Source organism: Streptomyces sp. AgN23 (assembly GCF_001598115.1).
In the GTDB taxonomy this organism is placed as follows: domain Bacteria; phylum Actinomycetota; class Actinomycetes; order Streptomycetales; family Streptomycetaceae; genus Streptomyces; species Streptomyces antimycoticus.
Genome location: NZ_CP007153.1, coordinates 1,762,379 through 1,782,392, shown reverse-complemented (window position 1 = coordinate 1,782,392; position 20,014 = coordinate 1,762,379). Strand labels below are relative to the sequence as shown.

The 20,014-nt window shown below is 71.1% G+C and carries 15 protein-coding genes and 4 pseudogenes; 8 read left to right on the top strand and 11 right to left on the bottom strand.

Annotated features, from left to right (window positions below):
• Positions 1–179 precede the first annotated feature (179 nt).
• Positions 180–1,019: an enoyl-CoA hydratase/isomerase family protein gene (locus tag AS97_RS07880; protein WP_210564606.1), complete on the bottom strand. Its 840-nt coding sequence runs from the start codon at positions 1,017–1,019 to the stop codon at positions 180–182.
• A 106-nt stretch (positions 1,020–1,125) separates the two neighbouring features.
• Here AS97_RS07880 and AS97_RS07875 point away from each other — a divergent pair, with 106 nt between their 5' ends.
• Together AS97_RS07875 and AS97_RS07870 are read left to right on the top strand one after the other, a co-directional pair.
• Positions 1,126–1,497: a helix-turn-helix domain-containing protein gene (locus tag AS97_RS07875; RefSeq protein WP_059143010.1), complete on the top strand. Its 372-nt coding sequence runs from the start codon at positions 1,126–1,128 to the stop codon at positions 1,495–1,497.
• Between the two features lie 76 nt (positions 1,498–1,573).
• Positions 1,574–1,909, top strand: coding sequence for a hypothetical protein (locus AS97_RS07870; RefSeq protein WP_086708064.1), 336 nt, complete (start codon positions 1,574–1,576; stop codon positions 1,907–1,909).
• A 111-nt stretch (positions 1,910–2,020) separates the two neighbouring features.
• Here the strand turns inward: AS97_RS07870 and AS97_RS47000 are convergent.
• The 8 genes and pseudogenes from AS97_RS47000 to AS97_RS07835 form a co-directional block, all read right to left on the bottom strand.
• Positions 2,021–2,167, bottom strand: a pseudogene (locus AS97_RS47000) (serine hydrolase); the annotation flags it as partial.
• Between the two features lie 98 nt (positions 2,168–2,265).
• Positions 2,266–3,159, bottom strand: a complete 894-nt coding sequence (locus AS97_RS07865) for an NAD-dependent protein deacetylase (protein ID WP_086708068.1) — start codon at positions 3,157–3,159, stop codon at positions 2,266–2,268.
• Between the two features lie 118 nt (positions 3,160–3,277).
• Positions 3,278–4,006: a hypothetical protein gene (locus AS97_RS07860; RefSeq protein ID WP_247204270.1), complete on the bottom strand. Its 729-nt coding sequence runs from the start codon at positions 4,004–4,006 to the stop codon at positions 3,278–3,280.
• A gap of 355 nt (positions 4,007–4,361) precedes the next feature.
• The gene (locus tag AS97_RS07855; RefSeq protein WP_210564605.1) at positions 4,362–6,590 is read right to left on the bottom strand and encodes a M20/M25/M40 family metallo-hydrolase; all 2,229 of its coding nucleotides are present in this window, start codon (positions 6,588–6,590) and stop codon (positions 4,362–4,364) included.
• On the bottom strand, positions 6,587–7,441 hold the full coding sequence (locus AS97_RS07850; RefSeq protein ID WP_210564604.1) for an SDR family oxidoreductase: 855 nt from the start codon (positions 7,439–7,441) through the stop codon (positions 6,587–6,589). The genes AS97_RS07855 and AS97_RS07850 overlap by 4 nt, the downstream gene beginning before the upstream one ends.
• A complete protein-coding gene (locus tag AS97_RS07845) occupies positions 7,441–8,769 on the bottom strand; it encodes an MFS transporter (protein WP_086707928.1) in 1,329 nt (442 codons plus the stop codon). Before AS97_RS07845 ends, AS97_RS07850 begins: the two co-directional genes overlap by 1 nt.
• Positions 8,766–9,722 carry a polysaccharide deacetylase gene (locus AS97_RS07840; protein ID WP_086707926.1) on the bottom strand — a complete coding sequence of 319 codons (957 nt, stop codon included), beginning with the start codon at positions 9,720–9,722 and terminating at the stop codon, positions 8,766–8,768. Before AS97_RS07840 ends, AS97_RS07845 begins: the two co-directional genes overlap by 4 nt.
• Positions 9,723–9,914: 192 nt before the next feature.
• Positions 9,915–10,922 carry an Lrp/AsnC family transcriptional regulator gene (locus AS97_RS07835; protein WP_059143001.1) on the bottom strand — a complete coding sequence of 336 codons (1,008 nt, stop codon included), beginning with the start codon at positions 10,920–10,922 and terminating at the stop codon, positions 9,915–9,917.
• Positions 10,923–11,165: 243 nt separating this feature from the next.
• Here AS97_RS07835 and AS97_RS46995 point away from each other — a divergent pair.
• The 6 genes and pseudogenes from AS97_RS46995 to AS97_RS07810 all read left to right on the top strand — a co-directional run.
• Positions 11,166–11,273: pseudogene (locus tag AS97_RS46995) on the top strand (alpha/beta hydrolase); the annotation flags it as partial.
• 236 nt (positions 11,274–11,509) lie between these two features.
• On the top strand, positions 11,510–11,971 hold the full coding sequence (locus AS97_RS07830) for a pyridoxamine 5'-phosphate oxidase family protein (RefSeq protein ID WP_210564603.1): 462 nt from the start codon (positions 11,510–11,512) through the stop codon (positions 11,969–11,971).
• A 341-nt stretch (positions 11,972–12,312) separates the two neighbouring features.
• On the top strand, positions 12,313–15,714 hold the full coding sequence (locus AS97_RS07825) for a CARDB domain-containing protein (RefSeq protein WP_210564602.1): 3,402 nt from the start codon (positions 12,313–12,315) through the stop codon (positions 15,712–15,714).
• 102 nt (positions 15,715–15,816) lie between these two features.
• Positions 15,817–16,590 carry a hypothetical protein gene (locus AS97_RS07820; RefSeq protein ID WP_059143100.1) on the top strand — a complete coding sequence of 258 codons (774 nt, stop codon included), beginning with the start codon at positions 15,817–15,819 and terminating at the stop codon, positions 16,588–16,590.
• Positions 16,584–17,588 (top strand): annotated as a pseudogene (locus tag AS97_RS07815) (MerR family transcriptional regulator); the annotation flags it as partial. The gene AS97_RS07820 and the pseudogene AS97_RS07815, both read left to right, overlap by 7 nt.
• 42 nt (positions 17,589–17,630) lie before the next feature.
• Positions 17,631–18,065 (top strand): cupin domain-containing protein, encoded by a 435-nt coding sequence (locus AS97_RS07810; RefSeq protein WP_349017636.1) that lies wholly within the window; start codon positions 17,631–17,633, stop codon positions 18,063–18,065.
• A 105-nt stretch (positions 18,066–18,170) separates the two neighbouring features.
• On the opposite strand, the gene AS97_RS07805 is transcribed toward AS97_RS07810, so the two are convergent.
• Positions 18,171–19,622, bottom strand: coding sequence for an amidase (locus AS97_RS07805; RefSeq protein ID WP_210564601.1), 1,452 nt, complete (start codon positions 19,620–19,622; stop codon positions 18,171–18,173).
• Positions 19,623–19,737: 115 nt separating this feature from the next.
• Positions 19,738–19,910 (bottom strand): annotated as a pseudogene (locus tag AS97_RS46985) (muconolactone Delta-isomerase family protein); the annotation flags it as partial.
• Between the last annotated feature and the right edge of the window lie 104 nt (positions 19,911–20,014).

Below are 20,014 nucleotides of genomic sequence, written 5' to 3'. Positions count from 1 at the left end.
GTGGGCCGCGCCGCCGCGGGCGTCGGCGACGCGACGTGGGCTCGCCATCGCACCGGCGCTCGGCCGGTACGCGCGGCGCACCCCCTGGCCTCCGATGCCCCGCCCCGCGCGCTCGCAGTCGCGTGTGACGAGTAACGGCCCACCCTTCCACCCGCTTTGGGGTCCGTTCGAAGACGGACCTACTGGACCTTGTCGAAAATGTCCTCCAAGTGCCGCTCCCCATCGCGGGTTTGTGCACCTGCGGCCAGTACGGCCTGGGTGAGACGAGCCGCGGCGGGCCCGCCGAGGAGCTGGCCGAGAAGTTCATTCCCCCTTTCCAGGCCGTGAGCGATCGAGTCCGACGCGGCGTCGACCGCTTCGACCGCGGCGCGCGCGACACCGGGTCGCAAGGCGGCGATTCGGGCAGCGAGCGTGTCGACGACATGGTCGAGCTCGGCGTTGGGCACGGCCCGGTTCACCCATCCGTACCGTTCCGCGGTCGCCGCATCGATCAACCGCGTACCGAGGATGATATCCAGAGCCCGTGCGCGGCCCACGAGACCGGGCAGGTACGCGGTGCCTCCCGCGCCCGGGATGATCCCACCCGCAGCCTCGGGCTGCGCCAGACCGGCGTGCTCGAGGGAAGCGAACCGCATGTCCATCGCCGACAGCAGTTCCGCCCCGCCACCGCGTGCCAGTCCGCGCACCTTGGCGATCGTGATCTGCGGCAGCGACCTGAGGCGTTCGTGGAGCCGCATCATCGGGTTCAAGGACTGGTCCCCCTCGGGGGCGATCGGGAGTGCCGAGAACGTCGCGGGATCGTCGGCAAACGTCATGTCGCCATGCGCGATGAAGAAGTCCGGGTCCGCGCTGTCGAAGACGATCACCCGGACGTCGTCGTTGCCGGACATCGAGGCCGCGAACCGGTCCAGGTCGAGCATGAGGGTGGCGTCCAGCAAGTTGAGCGGCGGGTGGTCGATGACGACGTGCGCCACACCGCCGTTGATGGAGACCTGGAGAGCCGAGTATGCGCCGGGCATGGATCCTGCCTTCACTGGTCGAGCAATGGAGTATCTTCTGTATACCTAGTAGGTGCGATATACTTCAACGAAACCAGGTATCGCGGAGGAGACCGGCGTGACGGGAATGGACTTCGACAGCGAAGGCCGTCGCCTGCTCGACCAGCTCTTCGACAAGTGGTCCCTGCTGGTGTTGGAGGCGCTGTGCGACCGCCCCCGGCGCTTCAATGAGCTTCGCCAGCACCTGCCTGCCGTCACGCCGAAGTCGCTGACCACATGCCTGCGGCGGCTCGAGCGCAATGGCGTGGTCGAACGGCTGGTCGTGTCGACGGACCCGGTGGCGATCGAATACCGCATCACTGACCTGGGCCGGAGCCTCGAGTCACCCTTGCAAGCGATGTTGAGGTGGGTCGTCGACAACCTCGACGTGGTGGAAGCCGCCCGATCCGACTATGACGAGCGACGTACGCGCAGCGAACAAACGCCCCACACGCCGTAACGCAGGCCGGTGCCTGCTGGGTCCACCGGTCATACAGCCGAGTGGTCCGCCGAACCCCGCGCCGCGGATGCGCACGATGACCGCTCGCTACACGGACCGCACCGGCCGCCCCGTCGACGGGCTGCGGGAGCTGACGGTCCTGGCCGTCACCGGCATCACCGCCCGCGACATCATCACCTCTGTCCTGCGCGCCCTCGGCGACCCCCTCGCCCCGTGGCTGACCGCCTTCGAGGCCGACACGGTGGTCTTCGGCGGCTCCATCACGGCCGCATGGCCCCTGACAGGCCCGCCGCTCTCCGCCGGCCTCACCCACCACGACCCGCGACTCGCACGCCTCGCCCTGTCGTTACGCGACGACGGCGAGGACCAGGCCATGCTGGGCGCGGCGGTGTTCGCGGCGCGCGCTGCGTAGCGCTCGCCCACGCCTCTGTCCGGCCGCCCTGCCGTACTGGTCGAATGGGCGCAGGCCACTGGCAGCGGCGACCGGGCCCGCACCTGGGTCGCGGAACGGAGCGGAGTACCAGGTGCGGGTCCGGCAGAGCTCCTGGTCCACGAGTGTGCTCATGACCTGCTGGGTGTCGCCGCCGCCGTCGCTGGTGACGTACACCACGGCCGTCCGGGTGCCGTCCCGGGTGACGCCACCCCAGGTGTGATAGCCGAGCAGTTCGCCCGGAGGTGGATTACGCCCGGCGGAACAGCCAGGGCCGCAAAGGTGCCGGACCCGGTCCGCGTCACGCCGGATCCGGTCCGCGTCACGCCGGATCCGCGTCAGGGCTGTGCCGGCCCCGGGATGCCCAGCCGGTCGGCCACGCTGGTGAGGGCCGTTCCCAGCGGGAGTGCGACCCGGGTGACGGCGTGCTGGTCGCCCCGGGTCGGGTCCAGGTTGACGATCAGTACCGGCTTCCCGGCCTTGGCCGCCTGGCGGACGAACCGCAGCCCGGACATCACCGTCAGTGAGGAGCCCAGGACCAGCAGTGAGGTGGCTTCGCGGACCAGCTCGCGGCAGTGCTCGACCCGCGACGGCGGAACGGCTTCGCCGAAGAAGACCACGTCCGGTTTGAGGATGCCGCCGCAGACCGTACAGGGCACCACGCGGAAGTCCCCGACCTGCTCGTCGGTGAGGTCGGCGTCACCGTCCGGATTGATTCCGGCGGCCACCGGCGCGAAGCCCACATTGGCCTCCTCCAGCCGCCGGGCGAGTTCGCGGCGCGGGCTGGAGGTGCGGCAGGCAAGGCAGACGACCCGGTCCAGGCTTCCGTGGAGTTCCACGACGTCCTCGCTGCCGGCGGCCTGGTGCAGGCCGTCGACATTCTGGGTGATCACACCCGAGAGCAGGCCGTGCCGCGCGAACGCGGCCACGGCCTGGTGTCCGGCGTTGGGGCGGGCGCGGCCGAAGGTGCGCCAGCCGAGGTGGCTGCGGGCCCAGTACCGGCGCCGGGCCTGGGCGCCGGCGGTGAAGTCCTGGTAGGTCATCGGGGTATGCCGGCTCAGGCTCCCGCCCTCGCCCCGGTAGTCGGGGATGCCCGACTCCGTGGACATGCCGGCCCCGCTGAGCACCAGCACACCGCCGGTGCTCAGCGCGTCGGCGACCGGCTCCAGGTCCGTGCTGCCCGGCGGCAGGTCCTCGACCGGGGTCCAGCTCAAGGTGGGGCGCATACGCATGCCGCCAGGGTACGGAACAGGCCGCCACCGCCCGCGTCCGCCGTCGATTCGCGGGCAACGCGGCGGAGCGCCTGGTGCCCGCGGTACGACCGCCGCGCCACCGGGAAGGGGGGAGGTCTCAGCCGCGTATGGTCACGCCGTGGCGCGTCCGCAGTCGGCGCAGCTCCCACAGGGAGAGCCCGGTCACCGAGAGCGGGCCGCCGAACAGGGAGCAGAACTGGGCCCACATCGGACCGTTCGGCATGCCGCTCCCGGTCAGGTTGAGGATGGCGATGATCCAGACCATCACCACGGTGAGCACGGCCGGCAGCGCGGCGTGCACATAGGCGGTGTTGAAGGCGGAGCGGGCGACGTAGGCCGAGGCCATGAAGAAGAACGGCAGCCCCCACAGCACGAACGCGAGCGCGGGGACGGCGGCCACGAACAGCCACACCCCGTGCAGCCCGTGCAGCAGCGTGGTGCCCGAGATCACCCACGCCGTGCCGACGAGGGCTGCCACGACCAGGACGTACCAGCCGACGGTCTTGGCCGGGACACCGAGCCGGGAGCGCAGCAGCCGCCGCCGCTCCGCGGGCGCGTAGCGGATGAAGGCAGTGATCACCACCGGTCCGGCGATGATGAGCAGGACCGGGGTCAGGAGGAGCTGGCCGAGACCCTCGCTGGCCTGGTCCTCCAGGCCGTCGTCCGCCCCGTACATGTAGTAGAGCGCGAGCGTGGCGAGGACGCCGAGCACCGTGCGGGTGATCTGGAAGCGGGTGACCACGGGATCGTGGACACGCCCGCCGCCGTCCTGGTCGAACACCCTGCGCGCGGCCCGGTGCACCGAGCGGAGCAGTGGGACGATCAAGAAGAGGAAGGGCACCCGCCGGTACCAGTGCCGGTTCCTGGGCGCCGGGCGGTAGGGCCCGGGCGGCGGGGGAGGGGGCCCGTAGGGGTTCGCTGGTGGCCCGTACGGATGCGGTGCCGGTGGTGGTGGCCCGTACGGATCCGGCGTCGGCGGCCCGTACGGACCGGGTGACGGCGGAGGCCCCCAGCGGTTTCCTCCCTGTCCGGGGTCGTTCGGCAGACCCCATCCCCCCGATGCCATCGTGATTCCTCCTCGCCCCTGCGGCCCATGCCTTCGACCGCTCATTTTTCGCCAGTGGCGGGGGAATTGTAAGGCACGCGGTTCGATGTCCTACCGGGTCGTGCCTGGCAGGGGGTCACTCCCTTGCCAGCGCCGCCAGTATGGTGGCGGCCAGCGCCGCGCGGGTGACCATGCCCTGTACCGAGGTGTTCTCCGAGCGGGCGTGTGCGCCCGAGCCCACCGCGCCGATACCGTCCAGGACCGGAGTGCCCTGGGCCACGACGAAGTTGCCGTCGCTGGCTCCGCCGACCGACGCCTCGGGCAGGTCGTGTCCGAGCAGCGCGGCGCACCGGCGTGCCAGGTCGGCGAGTGCGGCGACCCCTTCCGTGCGTTCGAACACCGGGCGGTTCCAGCCACCGGTGACCTCCACACGGGTCCGTGGGCCGACGGGACGCAGAGCGGCCAGGGCGTCTCCGAGGCGTTTTTGTTCGGCGGCGGTGGCGACGCGGATGTCGATGTGGCCGACGGCGTGCCCCGCCGTGACGTTGCTGCGGGTGCCTCCCTCCACCACACCCACGTTCAGCGAGGTGCCCGCGTCCGGGGCGCGCAGGTCCGTCAGCCGCAGGATCTGGTGGGCGAGTTCGTCCACGGCGCTGGCCCCGGCCGTGGGGTCCAGACCGGCGTGGGCCTCGACGCCGGTGACCGTGACGGTGAAGAGCCCGACGCCCTTGCGGGCTGTCTTGATCGCGCCGTCGGCGGCGGCCTCGAAGACCATGGCGAGCCGGCTGTCGCGTGCCTCCTCGACGATGGCGTCGCGGGAGGCGAGACTGCCGGTCTCCTCGTCGCCGTTGAGCATCACGGTGCAGGCCGGGCGGGGCAGATCGAGGGCGTCCAGGGCACGCAGTGCCCAGACCGCCTGGACCAGGCCGGCCTTCATGTCGAAGACGCCGGGGCCGGTGATGTGGTCGCCCTCCCGCCGGAAGGGCCAGGTGTCCAGGGTGCCGGTCGGCCAGACGGTGTCGTAGTGCCCGAGGAGAAGGACGGGCCGGTGGTCCTGGGCGGTGGTGCCCCGGGCGGAGTAGCGGCGGACGAGGATGTCGCCGGCCTCCTCGCGCGCGAGGGTCTCCTCGGCGTCCGGTGCGCCCAGGCGCCGGTCGAGCCAGTCGCGCAGCCAGCCGAGGCAGCTGTCCAGGGCGTCCAGGTCGTCGCTGGCGCTGCCCTGGGAGGTGTAGGCGGCGAGGTCGGCGACCATGTCCTCGCGGTGGGCGTCGAGCCACTGCCGCACCGCGTCGGCCTGTTCGGCGCCGAGCGGGAGCGGGAGCGAGGGCGCGGGGGGCTGCGCCAGGCGGTCCAGCTCGTCCAGCCGTGACTCCGACATGTTCTGCGCGGCGCCCTCCAGTTGGCGCAGGCCGGTCACGACCGTGTGCAGCAGGGGCGTGGGCAGACCTTCGCGTGCCGCGTGGTCGAAGACCTCGGTGTAGTGGGTGGGGGCCTCCACGGGCCGGTGGCGCACCGCGAGGTCGCGCCAGATACCGCTGCGGTCCTTGGTCTGGGTGCGCAGCCATGCGGTGAGACGGTCGAAGGCGGCGTCTTGGGCGGCTGGATCCGCTCCTCGCCGGAAGGGGTGCGGCTCGAAGGCGTCGAAGGCTTCCAGGGTGACGCCGAGGCGGTCGGATACGGCGAAGATCTCGCCGGTGAGCGCGGCCATGGCGGGGCGGTGCCGGTCGATGAGGTCGGCCATGGGGGCGTCCGCGAGGGCGGTGGCGGCGAGCATGGCGCCGAACCCGGCCTTGGCCCACAGATATCCCTCGACGTTGTCGCTGGCCACGGCCGGGCCCCAGCTGTGCAGATGGGCCACCAGGTCCCGGACCCGCGGGCTGACCGGCCCGCCGTCGGGCTCGCCGATGACGAGGGCTCCGGCGCCGCCGTCCAGGATGACGCCCGGTTCGATGACGTCGGCGAAGATGTTCACGAAGGCCGCGATGGTGCGGGCGGCCCCCAGCCGCTGGGCGATCAGCGACTCGTTGAAGCCGTTCTGCAGGGAGACGACGTAGCCGTCCGGGGCCAGGCGGGGCGCGATCCAGTCCAGCGCCGTGCCGGTGGCCTGCGCCTTCACGGCCAGCAGGACGCGGTGGAGGGTGCCGGTGAACTCGTCCGGGGTCGTGGCCGTGACCGGCACGCTCTCGCGGGTGCCGCCGCGGGCGACGACGAGTCCGCGGGTGCGGATGGCGTCCACATGCGTGCGGTCGGTGTCCACGACGGTGACCGGGTGGCCGGCCCGGGCGAGGGCGAAGGCGAGGGTGCCGCCGATCGCTCCCGCGCCGACGACGGTGTATCCGGGCCTGACCGGATGGGCGTCCTTCATCGGGTTGTTCGTCCTTCTTCCGTGGTCGCGGTGGTCGTGGTCGCGGTGGTCGCGGTGGTCGCCGGCACCGGGGCGGGCGGGGTGACGCGGGTGTCGTCGGGCTGCCAGATCCGGGGCAGGTGCAGGGCGCCCGTGCTGGATCCGCCGTCCACCCGCACCACCTCGCCGGTGATCCAGGAGGCGTCGGGGCCGGTGAGCCAGCGCACCGCCCGGGCGATGTCCTGTGGCGTTCCCGGGCGGCCCAGCGGGTTGGCGCCGATGGCCTCGGCGTACTCGGCGGAGACGGGGTTGCAGTCGCTGTCCACCGGGATGAAACCGGGGCTGACCGCGTTGACGCGGATGCCGTGCGTGCCCAGTTCCAGCGCGGCGGCGCGGGTGGCCATCTCCAGGGCGGCCTTCGAGCTCGCGTACGGGCCTCCGCCGGTGCGGGCGCGCAGCGCGGAGCCGGAGGAGATGTTGACGACCGCACCGGGCCGTCCATGCCGGATGGCGAGCCGGGCGAAGGCGGCGGTGGCCAGGACCGGGGCGCGCAGGTTGACGGCGAACAGCCGGTCCCAGGCCATCGCGTCCACCTCGGCCATGTCGAGGGAGGGGTAGACGCCCGCCGCGTTGACGAGGACGTCGATGGGGCCGTGCTCCGCCCAGGCCGCCTCGACGACGGCGGTGGGCGCGTCGGGGTCGGTCAGGTCCGCGGCCCGTGCCGCGGTACGGGTTCCCACCCGCGCCCCGGTCCGCTGGAGCGCGGCGAGGTCGCGGTCGACGAGGGTGAGGAACGCGCCCCGGGCGGCGAACTCCTCGGCGATCGCCCCGCCGATGCCGCCCGCGGCACCGGTGACCAGGACGTGGGTCATCAGCTGAACTCCTTGTCCTTGGTCTCCGGCATCGTGAGGTAGACCACGAGGGAGATCAGTGAGGCCGCCGATACGTAGATCCACAGCAGGTCGCTGTGGCCGTGCTCGTGCATCCACGTCGTGAGATAGGGCGCGGTGCCGCCGAAGAGCGCGACGGCCAGGGCGTACGGCAGGGCGATGCCGGTGGCGCGCACCTCCGGTGGGAACTGCTCGGCCATGATGACGGCGCAGTTGGCGGAGTAGCCGAGGATCAGCAGCATGCCGACGAGCTGGACCAGGAACAGGCTGAGGAAACTGTTGCTCAGCAGGTGCAGCAGCGGCCAGGCCAGGACGACGAAGCCACCGGCGAACCCCGCCATGGTCGGCTTGCGTCCCAGCCGGTCCGAGACCACGCCCACGAGCGGCAACGCGATGACGAAGACGACCAGACACAGCGTCTGGGACAGCAGCGCGGTCTTCAGCGGGATGCCGGTGGTCAGATTCGCGTACGTGGGAAGGTAGTTGACCCAGATGTAGTAGGTGAGGGTGCCCGCCACCGTGATGCCGGCGACGCGCAGGGCCGCCCCGGGGTGTTCCACGAACATGGTCTTGACGGGATTGGCGCGGGTGCGGCCGGAGCCCCGCACCTGGGCGAAGGAGTCGGTGTCCGCCACCGAGACCCGCAGCCACAGGCCGACCAGCCCGAGGAGGCCGCCGAGGATGAACGCCACACGCCAGCCCCAGGAGTGCAGGGCGTCCTCGCTCAGTGCCGAGGTGGCGAGGGTGCCCAGGAGGGAGGCGACGAGCACACCGCCGGCGACCGACACCTGCTGCCAGGACCCGGCGAACGCGCGTCTGCCACGGGCCGCCGACTCGACGAGGAACGCGGAGGACGAGCCGAACTCGCCGCCGGCGGAGAAGCCCTGCACCAGCCGGGCGACCAGCAGGAGCAGCGGCGAGACGACGCCGATGGTCTCGTAGGAGGGGGTGATCGCGATGACGAAACCGGCGGCCGCCATCAGACCGACCGTGAGGGTCATGCCCTTCTTGCGGCCGTGGCGGTCGGCGTAGGCGCCGAGGACGGCGGCACCGACCGGGCGCATCACGAACCCGACGGCGAAGACGGCGAGCGTGGACAGCAGGGCCACCGCGCCGTCGCCCTTCGGGAAGAACTCATCGGCGATGATCTTGGCGAAGATGGAGTACAGGGCCCAGTCGACCCATTCGACGGTGTTGCCGATGGTGCCGGCGACGATGGCCTTGCGCTGGGCGCCGCTCAGCCGGGTCGTGGCGGGGGCGGCGCCGTCCTGGCGCAGGGGGCCGGTGGGCGTGGCGGATCCGGTGTTCATGGCGTGTGCTCCGGAGTGTCGGCGGCGGAGCCGGCGGTGGTCCGGCCGTGCAGCACGTCGCGGGCCGTGTCGGCGAGCTGGGCGTGCGTGGCGTACCAGACGCCGGGGTGAGCGGCGATGTGGTCGAGAAGCTCCCGCAGCGCCACCAGGCGCGAGCGGTGGCCGATGACGTGCGGGTGCAGGGTGAGCTGGAAGACGCCGCCGTCCCGGTAGGCGGCGTCGAACTCGTCGGTCCAGATCTCCCGTACGTCGCGCGGCCGGCTGTGCGGGCGGGCGGACCCGTAGCGGTCCATGGTGAAGTACGGGGCGTCGTCCCGGATCCAGTCGACGGGGATCTCCACCAGGCCGGTGGGCCGGCCGTCGGCGACGATCTCGTACGGCTCGTCGTCGGCCATGAGCGAGGAGTCGTAGGCGAAGCCCAGCTCGAGCATGATGGCGAGGGTCGAGTCGGAGAAGTCCCAGGACGGAGTGCGGATGCCGACCGGGCGCCGGCCGGTCAGCGTGGTGAGGGTGTCCAGGGCGCGCGCCGTGAGGTCCTTCTCGTCCTCGCGGCCCAGCAGCATGTTGCGCTCGTGGATCCAGCCGTGGACGGCCAGCTCGTGCCCGTCACGGGTGTAGGCGCGGGCCTCCTCGGGGTGGACGAGGGCGGAGACGGCCGGCATGAAGAAGGTCGCGGGAACGCCGTAGCGGGCGAGGAGGTCCAGGATCCGCGGGGAGCCGGCGCGGGCTCCGTACTCGCCCTGGGCGAGCAGACCGGGGCTGGTCCCGCCGTCGCGCAGCGGGATCGTCTCGTGGTCGGCGTCGAAGGAGAGGGCGACCGCGACACGGGCACCGCCGGGCCAGCGGTCCGGGACCAGCCGCCGCCCGGCACGGACCGCGTCGACGTGGCCGCGCCAGGTGTGTTCGGGCCAGCGCCAGCTCTCCGAGGGCAGGCCGAAGTCGTCTGTGGGCATGGTGAATCTCCACAAGGATCGGAGCGGAAGAGGACGGAAGAGGACGGAAGGGGACGGAAGGGGACGGAAGAGAGCGGAAGAGAGCGGAAGAGAGCGGAAGAGAGCGGAAGAGGACGGAAGAGGACGGAAGAGAGCGGAAGAGGGTACGGCCGGGCCGCCACCGGGCGATGTGCCCGGCGGCCGGCCGGGGGCTCAGACGGTGCGGACCATCCGGTGCCAGGAGTACTTGAGGGTGGCGAGGTGCAACGTCACATCCGAGGCGATCAGGCCGGGCAGCGCCCCGATGACCTCACTGGTGTAGCGGAGCAGATCGGTGCGACGGGGCAGAACCATGTGTCCGACGAGGTTGAAACGCCCGGTCGCCGCGCCCAGGAACTTGGTTCCCGGATGCCGCGCGAGCTGGCGTCCCGCGGCTTCGAGCCGGTCGGGCTCGATCGACAGCCACACCATGAACTCGGCGTCGTACCCGAGCAGGCCCGGTTCGACCAGCGTCCGGAACTGCAGGATGCCGCGGGATATGAGACGTTCCATGGCCCGTGCGACACCGGCCTCGGTGTGGCCCAGGCGCCGGGCCAGGGCGCTGATCTGGGCCCGGCCGTCCTCCTTGAGAGCCGCCGCGACCTCCTGCTCCAGACCGGTCAGCGCTTTTGGCGCCTCGTCCCAGTCGTCGCGGTCGCACGACGACGCGAGCGAAGCGGGCCGCAGGTCCGCGGCCGCCTCGGCGGGCAGCAGCCCGGTGTCCCACATCGACGCGGAGGTGAACGCGCGGATGACGGCGACCGCCTCGGTGCTGGTGATCAGGTCGGCCCCGGGCAGGTCCGTGAAGAGCATCCGCATCATCTCCTCGTTGTCACGGGCGACGAAATCGACGATGAGATCGGCGGCACCGGTGACGACGGCCAGGAAGCGCACATCCGGGCTGGCGGCGAGCTGCTCGGCGAGGTCCAGCCCGCGACCGGGCTTGGCCTGCACCCGGACGAGCATGGACGAGCCCTCCCGGGTGCGGTCCAGCTCCAGGGTGCCGACGACCCGCAGCACTCCCCGCTCGCGCAGGGCCTTGTAGCGCCGCTGGGCGGTCGTCTCGCTGGTACCCACCCAACGGGCCACCGCGCACCACGGGGCACGACCGTTGAGCTGGAGCGCCGCGATCACGCAACGGTCCAGGTCATCAATGGTGTCCACGAGGGCTTGGTGGGTCATGGGGCGGACGCTAATGAGCGCTTTTCCGCTCGTCAATGAGGGAATCCTGCATCGCTCCTGGTCACAGCCGGGCGATCCGGCACCGTGTACATCACGAAGGGGTAACACCCGCAGATCTGGAGCGCAGGAACGGACGAGGCGCGGCGTGACGGATTACCTCACGCGGATATCCGAAAAATTTCACCCTCGCCGGCCGCGGCGCGCACCGGCGTGCTTCCTTCCCCTTCCCGGGCGGGGAAGCGGGGCCCGGTGGTCCCGGCGCTCGCTCGCCACCATCACGTCATTCGGGCCGACCTGCCGGGCTGCGGCCAGTCCCCGCCCGCGGCCTCCTATGACGTGCCCGCGCAGGCGGGTCAGGCGGCGCGCAGGCGGGTCAGGCGGCGCGACGGTGTGCAGGGGGCGGAAGAGGTGGGCTTTGGCCTGCTGCGTGGCGGTCCCGCGCCGGGCCGGACACTGCCGGGTGGTCCTTTCTGCCGGGAATCCGACATCGGCGTCGACCTCGCCGAATCTCGGCCCGTCCACCGGTCGCTGGTAGTAGGTCCCGCGCCTCATGCGCGCGGTGAGTCCGCTGGCTAGCGTGGGCTCCCATGCGGACCACGGGAAACGTTCGTCGCCAGACGGCGGAGCGAAGGCGCGACACACTGGACCGGCTCGTCACCGAGCGGGATGTATGGGTGTCGACGGGGCATCCCGAGCGCGGACCCCACCAGGTGCCGCTGTGGTTCTTGTGGGATGGGCAGGCCGTGTGGATGTGCACCACCGCCACTTCGATGACGGCGCGGAACCTCCGCGAGGAGCCGCGCGTGCGCCTGGCACTGCCGGACACCTTCGACGTGGTGCTGCTCCAGGGGGAGGCGGAGTGCTTCCCGGACCAGGAGGTCCCCGGAGAGGCGGCCGAGGCGTTCACCGCCAAGTTCGGCTGGGACCCCCGCACGGAGGAGGAGCCCTTTCTGTACGTCCGCGTGGTGCCGAAAAGGGTGCTCGCCTGGCGCGGCGAGCAGGAGCTGCGCGGGAGAGCCATCATGCGCGACGGGACGTGGCAGGAGTAGCCGCCGCCTCCGGGGACGCGACGCTCACCGCGCCGGTGGCCGGCTGGAGCGCTCCGCACCAAGTACTGCGATGTACCAGGCCGTTGACAAAGTCGATGGGCAGTAGAAATCTGTCGTCAAGGCACTGCAAAAGATAGACGAAATTACTCAACTCTTGCACTGCGGCTGGCTCGGCTCTTCACCGCGACATCGTCTGGGCCCGCTGAACACCGTCATCGTCCACCAGGCGCACCGTTCCCTCTTGCCTGCGTGCTCCCTGCCCCGAGAAATCCTGCGCGTCTGTGGGCGGCGGGTGGCGGGGTCGGTTGCGGGCGCTCAGGGGAAGGGATCGAGAGGGCCTCATGAGAAGAAGACATCACGGTCGGCGGTTGGCCGCCGGGCTGGTGACGGCGGGTCTGCTCACGGTCGGGCTGCTGCCCGTGGCAGCCCATGCCGCAGAGGGAGCGAACCTGGCGCTGGGCAGGCCGGTGACAGCCAGTGGGGCTCACGGCTCCTACCCGGCGAGCAATGTCACCGACGGCAGCCAGTCCTCCTACTGGGAGGGTCCCGCGGGCTCGTTCCCGCAGTGGGTGCAGGTCGACCTCGGGAACACGGCGGATATCGACGAGGTGGTCCTGAAGCTCCCCGCGTCGTGGGAGTCCCGCACCGAGGGTGTGAGGATCCAGGCCAGCGCTGACGGCCAGAACTTCACCACCGTGGTCGCCGACGCGGCCAAAGACTTCTCGCCGTCGTCCGGCAACACCGTGGCGCTCGACGTCACGGCCGAGGCGCGGTACGTGCGCGTGCGGGTGACCGGCAACACGGGCTGGAACGCCGCCCAGCTCTCCGAGGTGGAGGTGCGCGGGGAGGTCGGCGGGGAGGCCCCCGGGGACCCGCCCGCGGGCACCAACCTGGCCCTGCGCAAGCCGATCGAGGCGTCGTCGACCACCCAGAACTACGTGGCGAGCAACGCCAACGACGGCAGCACCTCCAGCTACTGGGAGGCGAGCGGGCAGTCCTCGACGCTGACCGCGAAGCTCGGCGCCGATGCCGATCTGACCGGCGTCGTCGTCAAGCTGAACCCCGATCCCGCCTGGAGCACCCGGTCGCAGAGCATTCAGGTGCTGGGGCGGCCGGTCGGGGAGTCCGGTTTCACCTCGCTGAAGGACCGGGCCGACTACACGTTCAACCCGTCGCAGAACAAGAACGCGGTGACCATCCCGGTCTCGGGCCGGTACGCGGACGTACGGCTGCAGTTCTTCGGAAACACCGGCGCCGGCGGGGGACAGGTCGCCGAGTTCGAGGTCGTCGGCGCGGCCGCCCCCGCCCCCGATCTGACCGTCGCCGATCTCTCCTGGTCGCCCCAGTCGCCCTCCGAGACGGACGCGGTCACCGTCGAGGCGACGGTCCGCAACGCCGGGCCGGTCGCCGCACCCGCGACCACCGTGAACGTCAGCCTCGAGGGCGCGGTCGCCGGCAGCGGCGCCGTCGACGCGCTCGCGCCGGGCGCGTCGGTGAAGGTGCCGGTCAAGGTCGGCAAGAGGGCCATGGGCAGCTACACCGTCTCCGCCGTCGTCGACCCGACCGACACGGTCGCCGAGCTCGACAACAGCAACAACAGCCGCAACGCCGCCACGAAGCTGGTCGTCGGCCAGGCCCCCGGGCCGGACCTGGACGTCACCGGCATCACCACCAACCCCTCCAGCCCGGCCGTCGGCGCCAAGGTCACCTTCACCGTCGCGGTGCACAACAGGGGCACGGGCGCGGTGCCCGCCGGATCGGTCACCCGGCTCACCGCCGGCGAGACCACGCTGAACGGCACGGCGGGCGCCATCCCGGCCGGTGGCACCGCCACCGTGGCCATCGGCGGCGAGTGGACCGCGACCAACGGCGGAGCGACACTCACCGCGACGGCCGACGCCACCGGCACCGTCGCCGAGACCAACGAGGACAACAACACCTTCGCCCGCTCCCTCGTCGTCGGACGCGGCGCCGCCGTGCCGTACACCGAGTACGAGGCGGAGGACGGCCGGTACGACGGGACCCTGCTGAAGTCGGACGCCAAGCGCACCTTCGGGCACACCAACTTCGCCACCGAGTCCTCCGGGCGCGAATCGGTCCGGCTCGACAGCACGGGGCAGTACGTGGAGTTCACCTCCACCACCCCGTCCAACTCGATCGTCGTCCGCAACTCCATCCCGGACGCGGCAGCCGGTGGCGGCAAGGAGGCCACCATCAGCCTCTACGCGGACGGGAAGTTCGTCCGCAAACTCACCCTGTCCTCCAAGCACAGCTGGCTCTACGGCACGACCGATGACCCGGAGGGCCTGACCAATCGGCCCGGAGGCGACGCCCGGCGGCTGTTCGACGAGTCCCACGCCCTGCTGACCGACTCCTACCCGGTGGGTACGACGTTCCGGTTGCAGCGGGATGCCGGTGACGACGCGGCCTTCTACATCATCGACCTGGTCGACCTGGAGCAGGTCGCCGCACCGGCCACCAAGCCCGCCGACTGCGCCTCCATCACCGACTACGGGGCCGTGCCCAACGACGGTATCGACGACGCGGACGCCATCCAGCGCGCCGTCACGGCGGACCAGGAGGGCCAGATCCCCTGTGTGTGGATCCCCGCGGGCCAGTGGCGCCAGGAGAAGAAGATCCTGACCGACGACCCCCAGAACCACGGCCAGTACAACCAGATGGGCATCCGGGACGTCACCATCCGCGGCGCCGGGATGTGGCACTCCCAGCTCTACTCGCTCATCCCGCCCCAGGAAGCGGGCGGCATCAACCACCCCCACGAGGGCAACTTCGGCTTCGACATCGACGACAACACCAAGATCTCCGACATCGCCATCTTCGGCTCCGGCACCATCCGCGGTGGCGACGGCGGCGCCGAGGGCGGCGTCGGACTCAATGGCCGCTTCGGCAAGAACACCAAGATCACCAATGTGTGGCTCGAACACGCCAACGTCGGCGCCTGGGTCGGCCGCGACTACTCCAACATCCCCGAGCTGTGGGGGCCCGGTGACGGCCTCGAATTCAGCGGCGTACGGATCCGCAACACCTACGCCGACGGCGTCAACTTCACCAATGGCACCCGCGATTCGACCGTCTACAACTCCTCCTTCCGCAACACCGGCGACGACTCACTCGCCGTCTGGGCCAACAAATACGTGAAGGACACGTCGACGGACATCGGCCACGACAACCACTTCCGCAACAACACGATCCAGCTGCCCTGGCGGGCCAATGGCATCGCGGTCTACGGCGGCTACGGCAACACGATCGAGAACAACGTGATCTCCGACACCATGAACTACCCGGGGATCATGCTGGCCACGGACCACGACCCGCTGCCCTTCTCGGGCCAGACGCTCATCGCAGGCAACGGCCTGTACCGCACGGGCGGCGCGTTCTGGGGCGAGGCGCAGGAGTTCGGCGCGATCACCCTGTTCGCCCAGGGACAGGACATCCCGGGAGTCACGATCCGCGACACCGACATCCACGACTCCACCTACGACGGCATCCAGTTCAAGACGGGCGGCGGCGCGATGCCCGGCGTCCGGATCGAGAACGTCACCATCGACAAGTCCACCAACGGGTCCGGGATCCTCGCGATGAGCGGGGCGCGCGGCAGCGCCACGCTGACGAACGTGACGATCACCAACTCGGCCGAGGGCGATGTGGTGAAGGAGCCGGGCTCGCAGTTCGTGATCAACGGCTCCGCGAACCGGTCCTCCGCATCCGCGTCGCGCGACTGAGCGCCGTTCCCCAGGGTGCACCGGTTTCGGCCCGTGACCAGCGGATCTTCTGATCCGCCGGTCACGGGCTTGACCTTGACACGGTGATAACGTGTGCCCTGGGTGCAGGAGGTGGCCCCGATCAACACAACCATCGGAACCCCACAGAACACCCGCGTGGCCAATGCCCTGAGCGCCGAGGACTCCTCGGTCCGGCTTCAGGCGGCCCTGGCGGTCGGCTCGAACCCCGACCCCGGCTTCCTGGAGACGCTCGTCGAGCGGTGCGCGGTCGAGCCGGACTTCTTCGTACGGGACATGCTGTCCTGGGCGCTGACCCGGCTCCCACCGGAGATCACCCTGCCCCGGATCCGCCGGGAGCTCGACTCCCAGCGCACTCAGGCCCGCAGCCAGGCGTTGCACACGCTCTCCAAGATCGGCGACAAGGGCGCGTGGGCCTGGATCACACGCGACCTGCTGCACGACGCGGACGACGAGGTGGCGCGGACCGCGTGGCGCGTCGCGGTCGTTCTCGTACCCGAGGACGAGAAGGAGGGCCTGGTCGAGGAACTGGTCACGCGGCTCGGCCGCGGCGACCGCGATGCGCGGCTGAGCCTGAGCCGCGCCCTGGCCGACCTCGGCGATGTGACCGAGCCCGCCCTGGAGCGGGCCGCGGCGAACCCCGACCCGGAGGTGGCCACGCACGCCCGTGCCACCGAGCTGCTCCGGCAGAACCCGGAGACCGGTTTCGACGCGGCGATCGACGAGGCGAGGCGAGCCGTCGCACTCGGCCCGGAAGGGGCCGCTGCCGCGGAGGCCGCCGCCGCGGCAGCGCCGGGCCTCGCCGAGACCGCGGAGGCTGCGGCGTCCGCGGAGGCTGCGGAGATCGCGGATTGCTGATCGGCGAGGTGGCCCGTCACTCGGGCGTGAGCGCCCGGATGCTCCGGCACTACGACGCCCTCGGGCTGGTGCGCCCGACCGGTCGCACCGTCGGTGGCTACCGCGAGTACTCCGCCGAGGACGTCCGCAGGATCTTCCACGTGGAGAGCCTGCGGTCCCTCGGGCTCTCGCTCAAGCAGATCGGGCGCGCGCTGGACGACCCGGCCTTCACCCCGTCCGCCCTGGTCAGCGACCTCATCCAATGGACGGAGGACCGCTTGGCGAAGGAAGCGGAGCTGCTCGAGCGGCTCCGCGCGATCGATGCGTCGGCGCCCACCGGCTGGCAGGACGTTCTGCGCGTCGTCGAACTCATGCAGGGGCTCAACTCGACCAGCGCCGCGCGCCGGCAGCAGGCCGTCCTGGCCCGGCCGGGGGATGTGTCGGTTCCCGCCGAACTGCTGGCCGGGGCGGTCCTGGCCGAATCCGACCCCAACGTCGCGGGCGCTCTGCGCTGGGCGCTCGCCCGATCCGGCGGCGACGGCGTGGCGACGCTGGCCGCCGGTGTGTACTCGGAGGACGTCGACATCCGGCGGCGCGCGGTACTGGCGATTGCCGAACTGCCCGAGGTCCCGGGCGCCACCGCGGCGCTCGCGGACGCGCTCGGGGACCCGGACCCGACGGTGCGCAGACAGGCCGCTCTGGCGTTGGGCAGGCGTGGCGTGACCGCGGCCGTGCCGACCCTCGTCGGCATGGTGGTCGAGGGCTCCAACGACGTCGACGCGGCGGAGATCCTGGGAACGCTGTCCCAGGACCCCGAGTGCGCGGACCGGATCATGACCGCACTGGTCGACGAACTCGCCGCCCCCACCGCGGACTCCGCGACACGGATCCGCCTGGCCCAGGCGCTGGTCGAGCTGTCGGGAACCACCGTGCGGGAGGTCCTGCGCCAACTGGCCCGCGACGACGACCGCGCGGTCGCCCTCGTCGCCTCGTCCTTCGTCGGACTTCTCGAAGAGCGGAGGCGGGGCTGTCACAAACCGGGAGGCCGTCTTGTCCTTTCTATGGACAGTCCCTGTGTGGAGGAACCCATGAGTGCTGAGCACGCACACCTGCCACATGGCGTTGAGGTGATCGCGATCCTGCCGGAGGCGTCGGACCGGATCCCGGCCGGTGCCGAGGCCAGGACCGTCCGGGTCACCCTGGCGCCCGGTGACCCTGGCGCGCCGCCGCACCGGCACCCCGGACCGCTTTATGGCTACGTGACCGAGGGCGAGATCCTCTTCGAGCTGGAAGGGGAGGCGCCCCGGGTGCTCAAGGCCGGTGACGCCCTGTTCGAGCCCGGCGGAGACGTGATCCACTACCAGGGTGCCAACAACCTCGCGGACGCGCGGTCGCAGCTGGTGGTGACCATGTTCGCGCCTCCCGGTACCCCGGTTCTGACCGTGGTCGGCCCGGAGGAACTGGCCGAACGACGGCACCTGCGGGTGGGCGGCTGAAAAGCTCGTTACCTGTGTGCGGGGGGAGCCGGATCACCTGGCCGTGACCCGGTTATCCCTCACGGATTGCCCTGGTGCGGAGTGGGGGACGCCCGGTGGTACGCCCTACTTCGGTGCCTGGAAGCCGCCGATCTTCCGCTCGAGCAGCTCGGCCAGCCGCAGCGGGGTGCGGTCCTCGAACATCGGGCCGATGAGCTGCACTCCCACCGGCAGGCCAGCGGAGGTCCGGCCCGCTGGTATGGCGGTGGCGGGCAGGCCGGGCATGGTGGCCAGACCGGCCCAGACGAGCTGGTCGAAGTACGGGTACTCGACGCCGTCGATGTCGATCCGGCGTTCCAGCGGATTGGGGTCGTGGTCGTGCGGGAACGCGGGAGTGGGCGTGATCGGGCACACCACGGCATCGAACTCGGCGAACAGTTGCCGCCAGCCGTGGCGGTGCAGTTCGCGGCGGTTGATCACCTGGAGCCAGTCGCGGTGGCTGAACACCATGGCGCGCAGCCGTGCCGCGTCGAGACTCTGGTCGTCCGCGCGCAGTCCGGCGGCGCGGGTCCGCAACTGCTCGTACGATTCGACGGGAAAACGTGCGACGGAGCCCGAAACCAGCAACTGGCTGTAGAGCGTCCCGGCCTCGGCCAGATCGGGTAGCAGCGGACTGCGCCGTTCGACGTGGGCGCCGCCGTCGACCAGCGCGTCGGCGACTCGGTTCACGCCCGCCCGCACCGCCGCCCCGGTGGGAATGAGCGGATGTTCGTCGAGGACCAAGACCCGGAAGTCGTCGAGCCGTTCGTGGCGTGCGGGCGGCAGCCTCACGTCGTGTGCCACGCCGAGCGTCAACGGATCCGGTCCGGCCATGACGTCGAGCAGGAGCGTGAGGTCGCGGGCGGTGCGCGCCATCGGACCGACGACGGCGAGGTCGAGGTCGACCGGCAAGGCCGGTTCCGACGGCGGGACCATGCCGCGGCCGGCCGCAAGGCCGAGTGTCGGCTTGTGTGCGTAGACACCGCAGAAATGCGCGGGGGTGCGCAACGAACCGGCGAGGTCGGAACCGATGGACAGCGCGCCGAATCCGCACGCCAGGGCCGCCGCTGATCCGCCGGAGGATCCGCCCGACGTGCGGCCGTGGTCCCACGGGTTGTTGGTGGTGCCGTAGATCTCGTTGAAGCTTTGGATGTCTTGCAGCCCCAAGGGCACATTGGTCTTGCCGAGCACCACCGCGCCCGCGTCCTTGAGCCGCGACACCTGCACCGCGTCCTCGGCGGGCATGAAGTTCCGGTGTGGCGGCATGCCCCAGGTCGTGGGCAGCCCGGCGATGTTGTAGGACTCCTTGACCGTCACCGGAATGCCGAGCAGCGGCCGGTCCTCACCACGGGCGCGCGCCTCGTCGGCACGGCGCGCGGCGGCCCGCGCGCGGTCGAAGTCCGGCACACAGATCGCGTTGATCGCCTTGTCGTCCCGCTCGATACGGGTGATCGCCTGGTCGGTCAGTTCCGCCGAGGTCACTTCACCGGCACGCAAAGCGGCCCCGAGGTTTTCGGCCGTCTCAAAATTCCACTCCATAAATCCGACCGTAACGGCCTCTGGAACAGGCCACGAAACACCGCTCAGCGCAACGGGATGGATGCCTAAATACGCATCAAGGCCCTCTCGGCCACGCAGAATTCGCCCGATGGCACTAGCGCCGTCCCGGGTCGTTGGGGTGCGGCTGTACGGCCGTGACCACCGCGGTCATCCAGGGCCACAGGGGCAGGGTCCCCAGCACCTGTGCGCGCGATCCGCCTCGCTGTCGGCACGCCACACGCCGATGCTGCGGACGCCCACCGGGCGCCACAGCCGGACCAGGTGGCCGGCGGGGTCGGTGCCCTAAGATTAGTGGACTGGTCAACCATCACCATGGATCCACGGGGGACAGGCCGACCCCGGGCGCCCGACGGGCCCCGGGGGCCGCGGAT

Excerpts from the sequence above, each read along its gene's own strand:
- AS97_RS07810 (WP_349017636.1), top strand. The coding sequence starts at position 17,631 with ATGGACAGTCCCTGTGTGGAGGAACCCATGAGTGCTGAGCACGCACAC.
- AS97_RS07825 (WP_210564602.1), top strand. The coding sequence starts at position 12,313 with ATGAGAAGAAGACATCACGGTCGGCGGTTGGCCGCCGGGCTGGTGACG.
- AS97_RS07850 (WP_210564604.1), bottom strand. The coding sequence starts at position 7,441 with ATGACCCACGTCCTGGTCACCGGTGCCGCGGGCGGCATCGGCGGGGCG.
- AS97_RS07865 (WP_086708068.1), bottom strand. The coding sequence starts at position 3,159 with ATGCGTATGCGCCCCACCTTGAGCTGGACCCCGGTCGAGGACCTGCCG.
- AS97_RS07840 (WP_086707926.1), bottom strand. The coding sequence starts at position 9,722 with ATGCCCACAGACGACTTCGGCCTGCCCTCGGAGAGCTGGCGCTGGCCC.
- AS97_RS07845 (WP_086707928.1), bottom strand. The coding sequence starts at position 8,769 with ATGAACACCGGATCCGCCACGCCCACCGGCCCCCTGCGCCAGGACGGC.
- AS97_RS07855 (WP_210564605.1), bottom strand. The coding sequence starts at position 6,590 with ATGAAGGACGCCCATCCGGTCAGGCCCGGATACACCGTCGTCGGCGCG.
- AS97_RS07835 (WP_059143001.1), bottom strand. The coding sequence starts at position 10,922 with ATGACCCACCAAGCCCTCGTGGACACCATTGATGACCTGGACCGTTGC.
- AS97_RS07875 (WP_059143010.1), top strand. The coding sequence starts at position 1,126 with ATGGACTTCGACAGCGAAGGCCGTCGCCTGCTCGACCAGCTCTTCGAC.
- AS97_RS07830 (WP_210564603.1), top strand. The coding sequence starts at position 11,510 with ATGCGGACCACGGGAAACGTTCGTCGCCAGACGGCGGAGCGAAGGCGC.
- AS97_RS07805 (WP_210564601.1), bottom strand. The coding sequence starts at position 19,622 with ATGGAGTGGAATTTTGAGACGGCCGAAAACCTCGGGGCCGCTTTGCGT.
- AS97_RS07870 (WP_086708064.1), top strand. The coding sequence starts at position 1,574 with ATGACCGCTCGCTACACGGACCGCACCGGCCGCCCCGTCGACGGGCTG.
- AS97_RS07880 (WP_210564606.1), bottom strand. The coding sequence starts at position 1,019 with ATGCCCGGCGCATACTCGGCTCTCCAGGTCTCCATCAACGGCGGTGTG.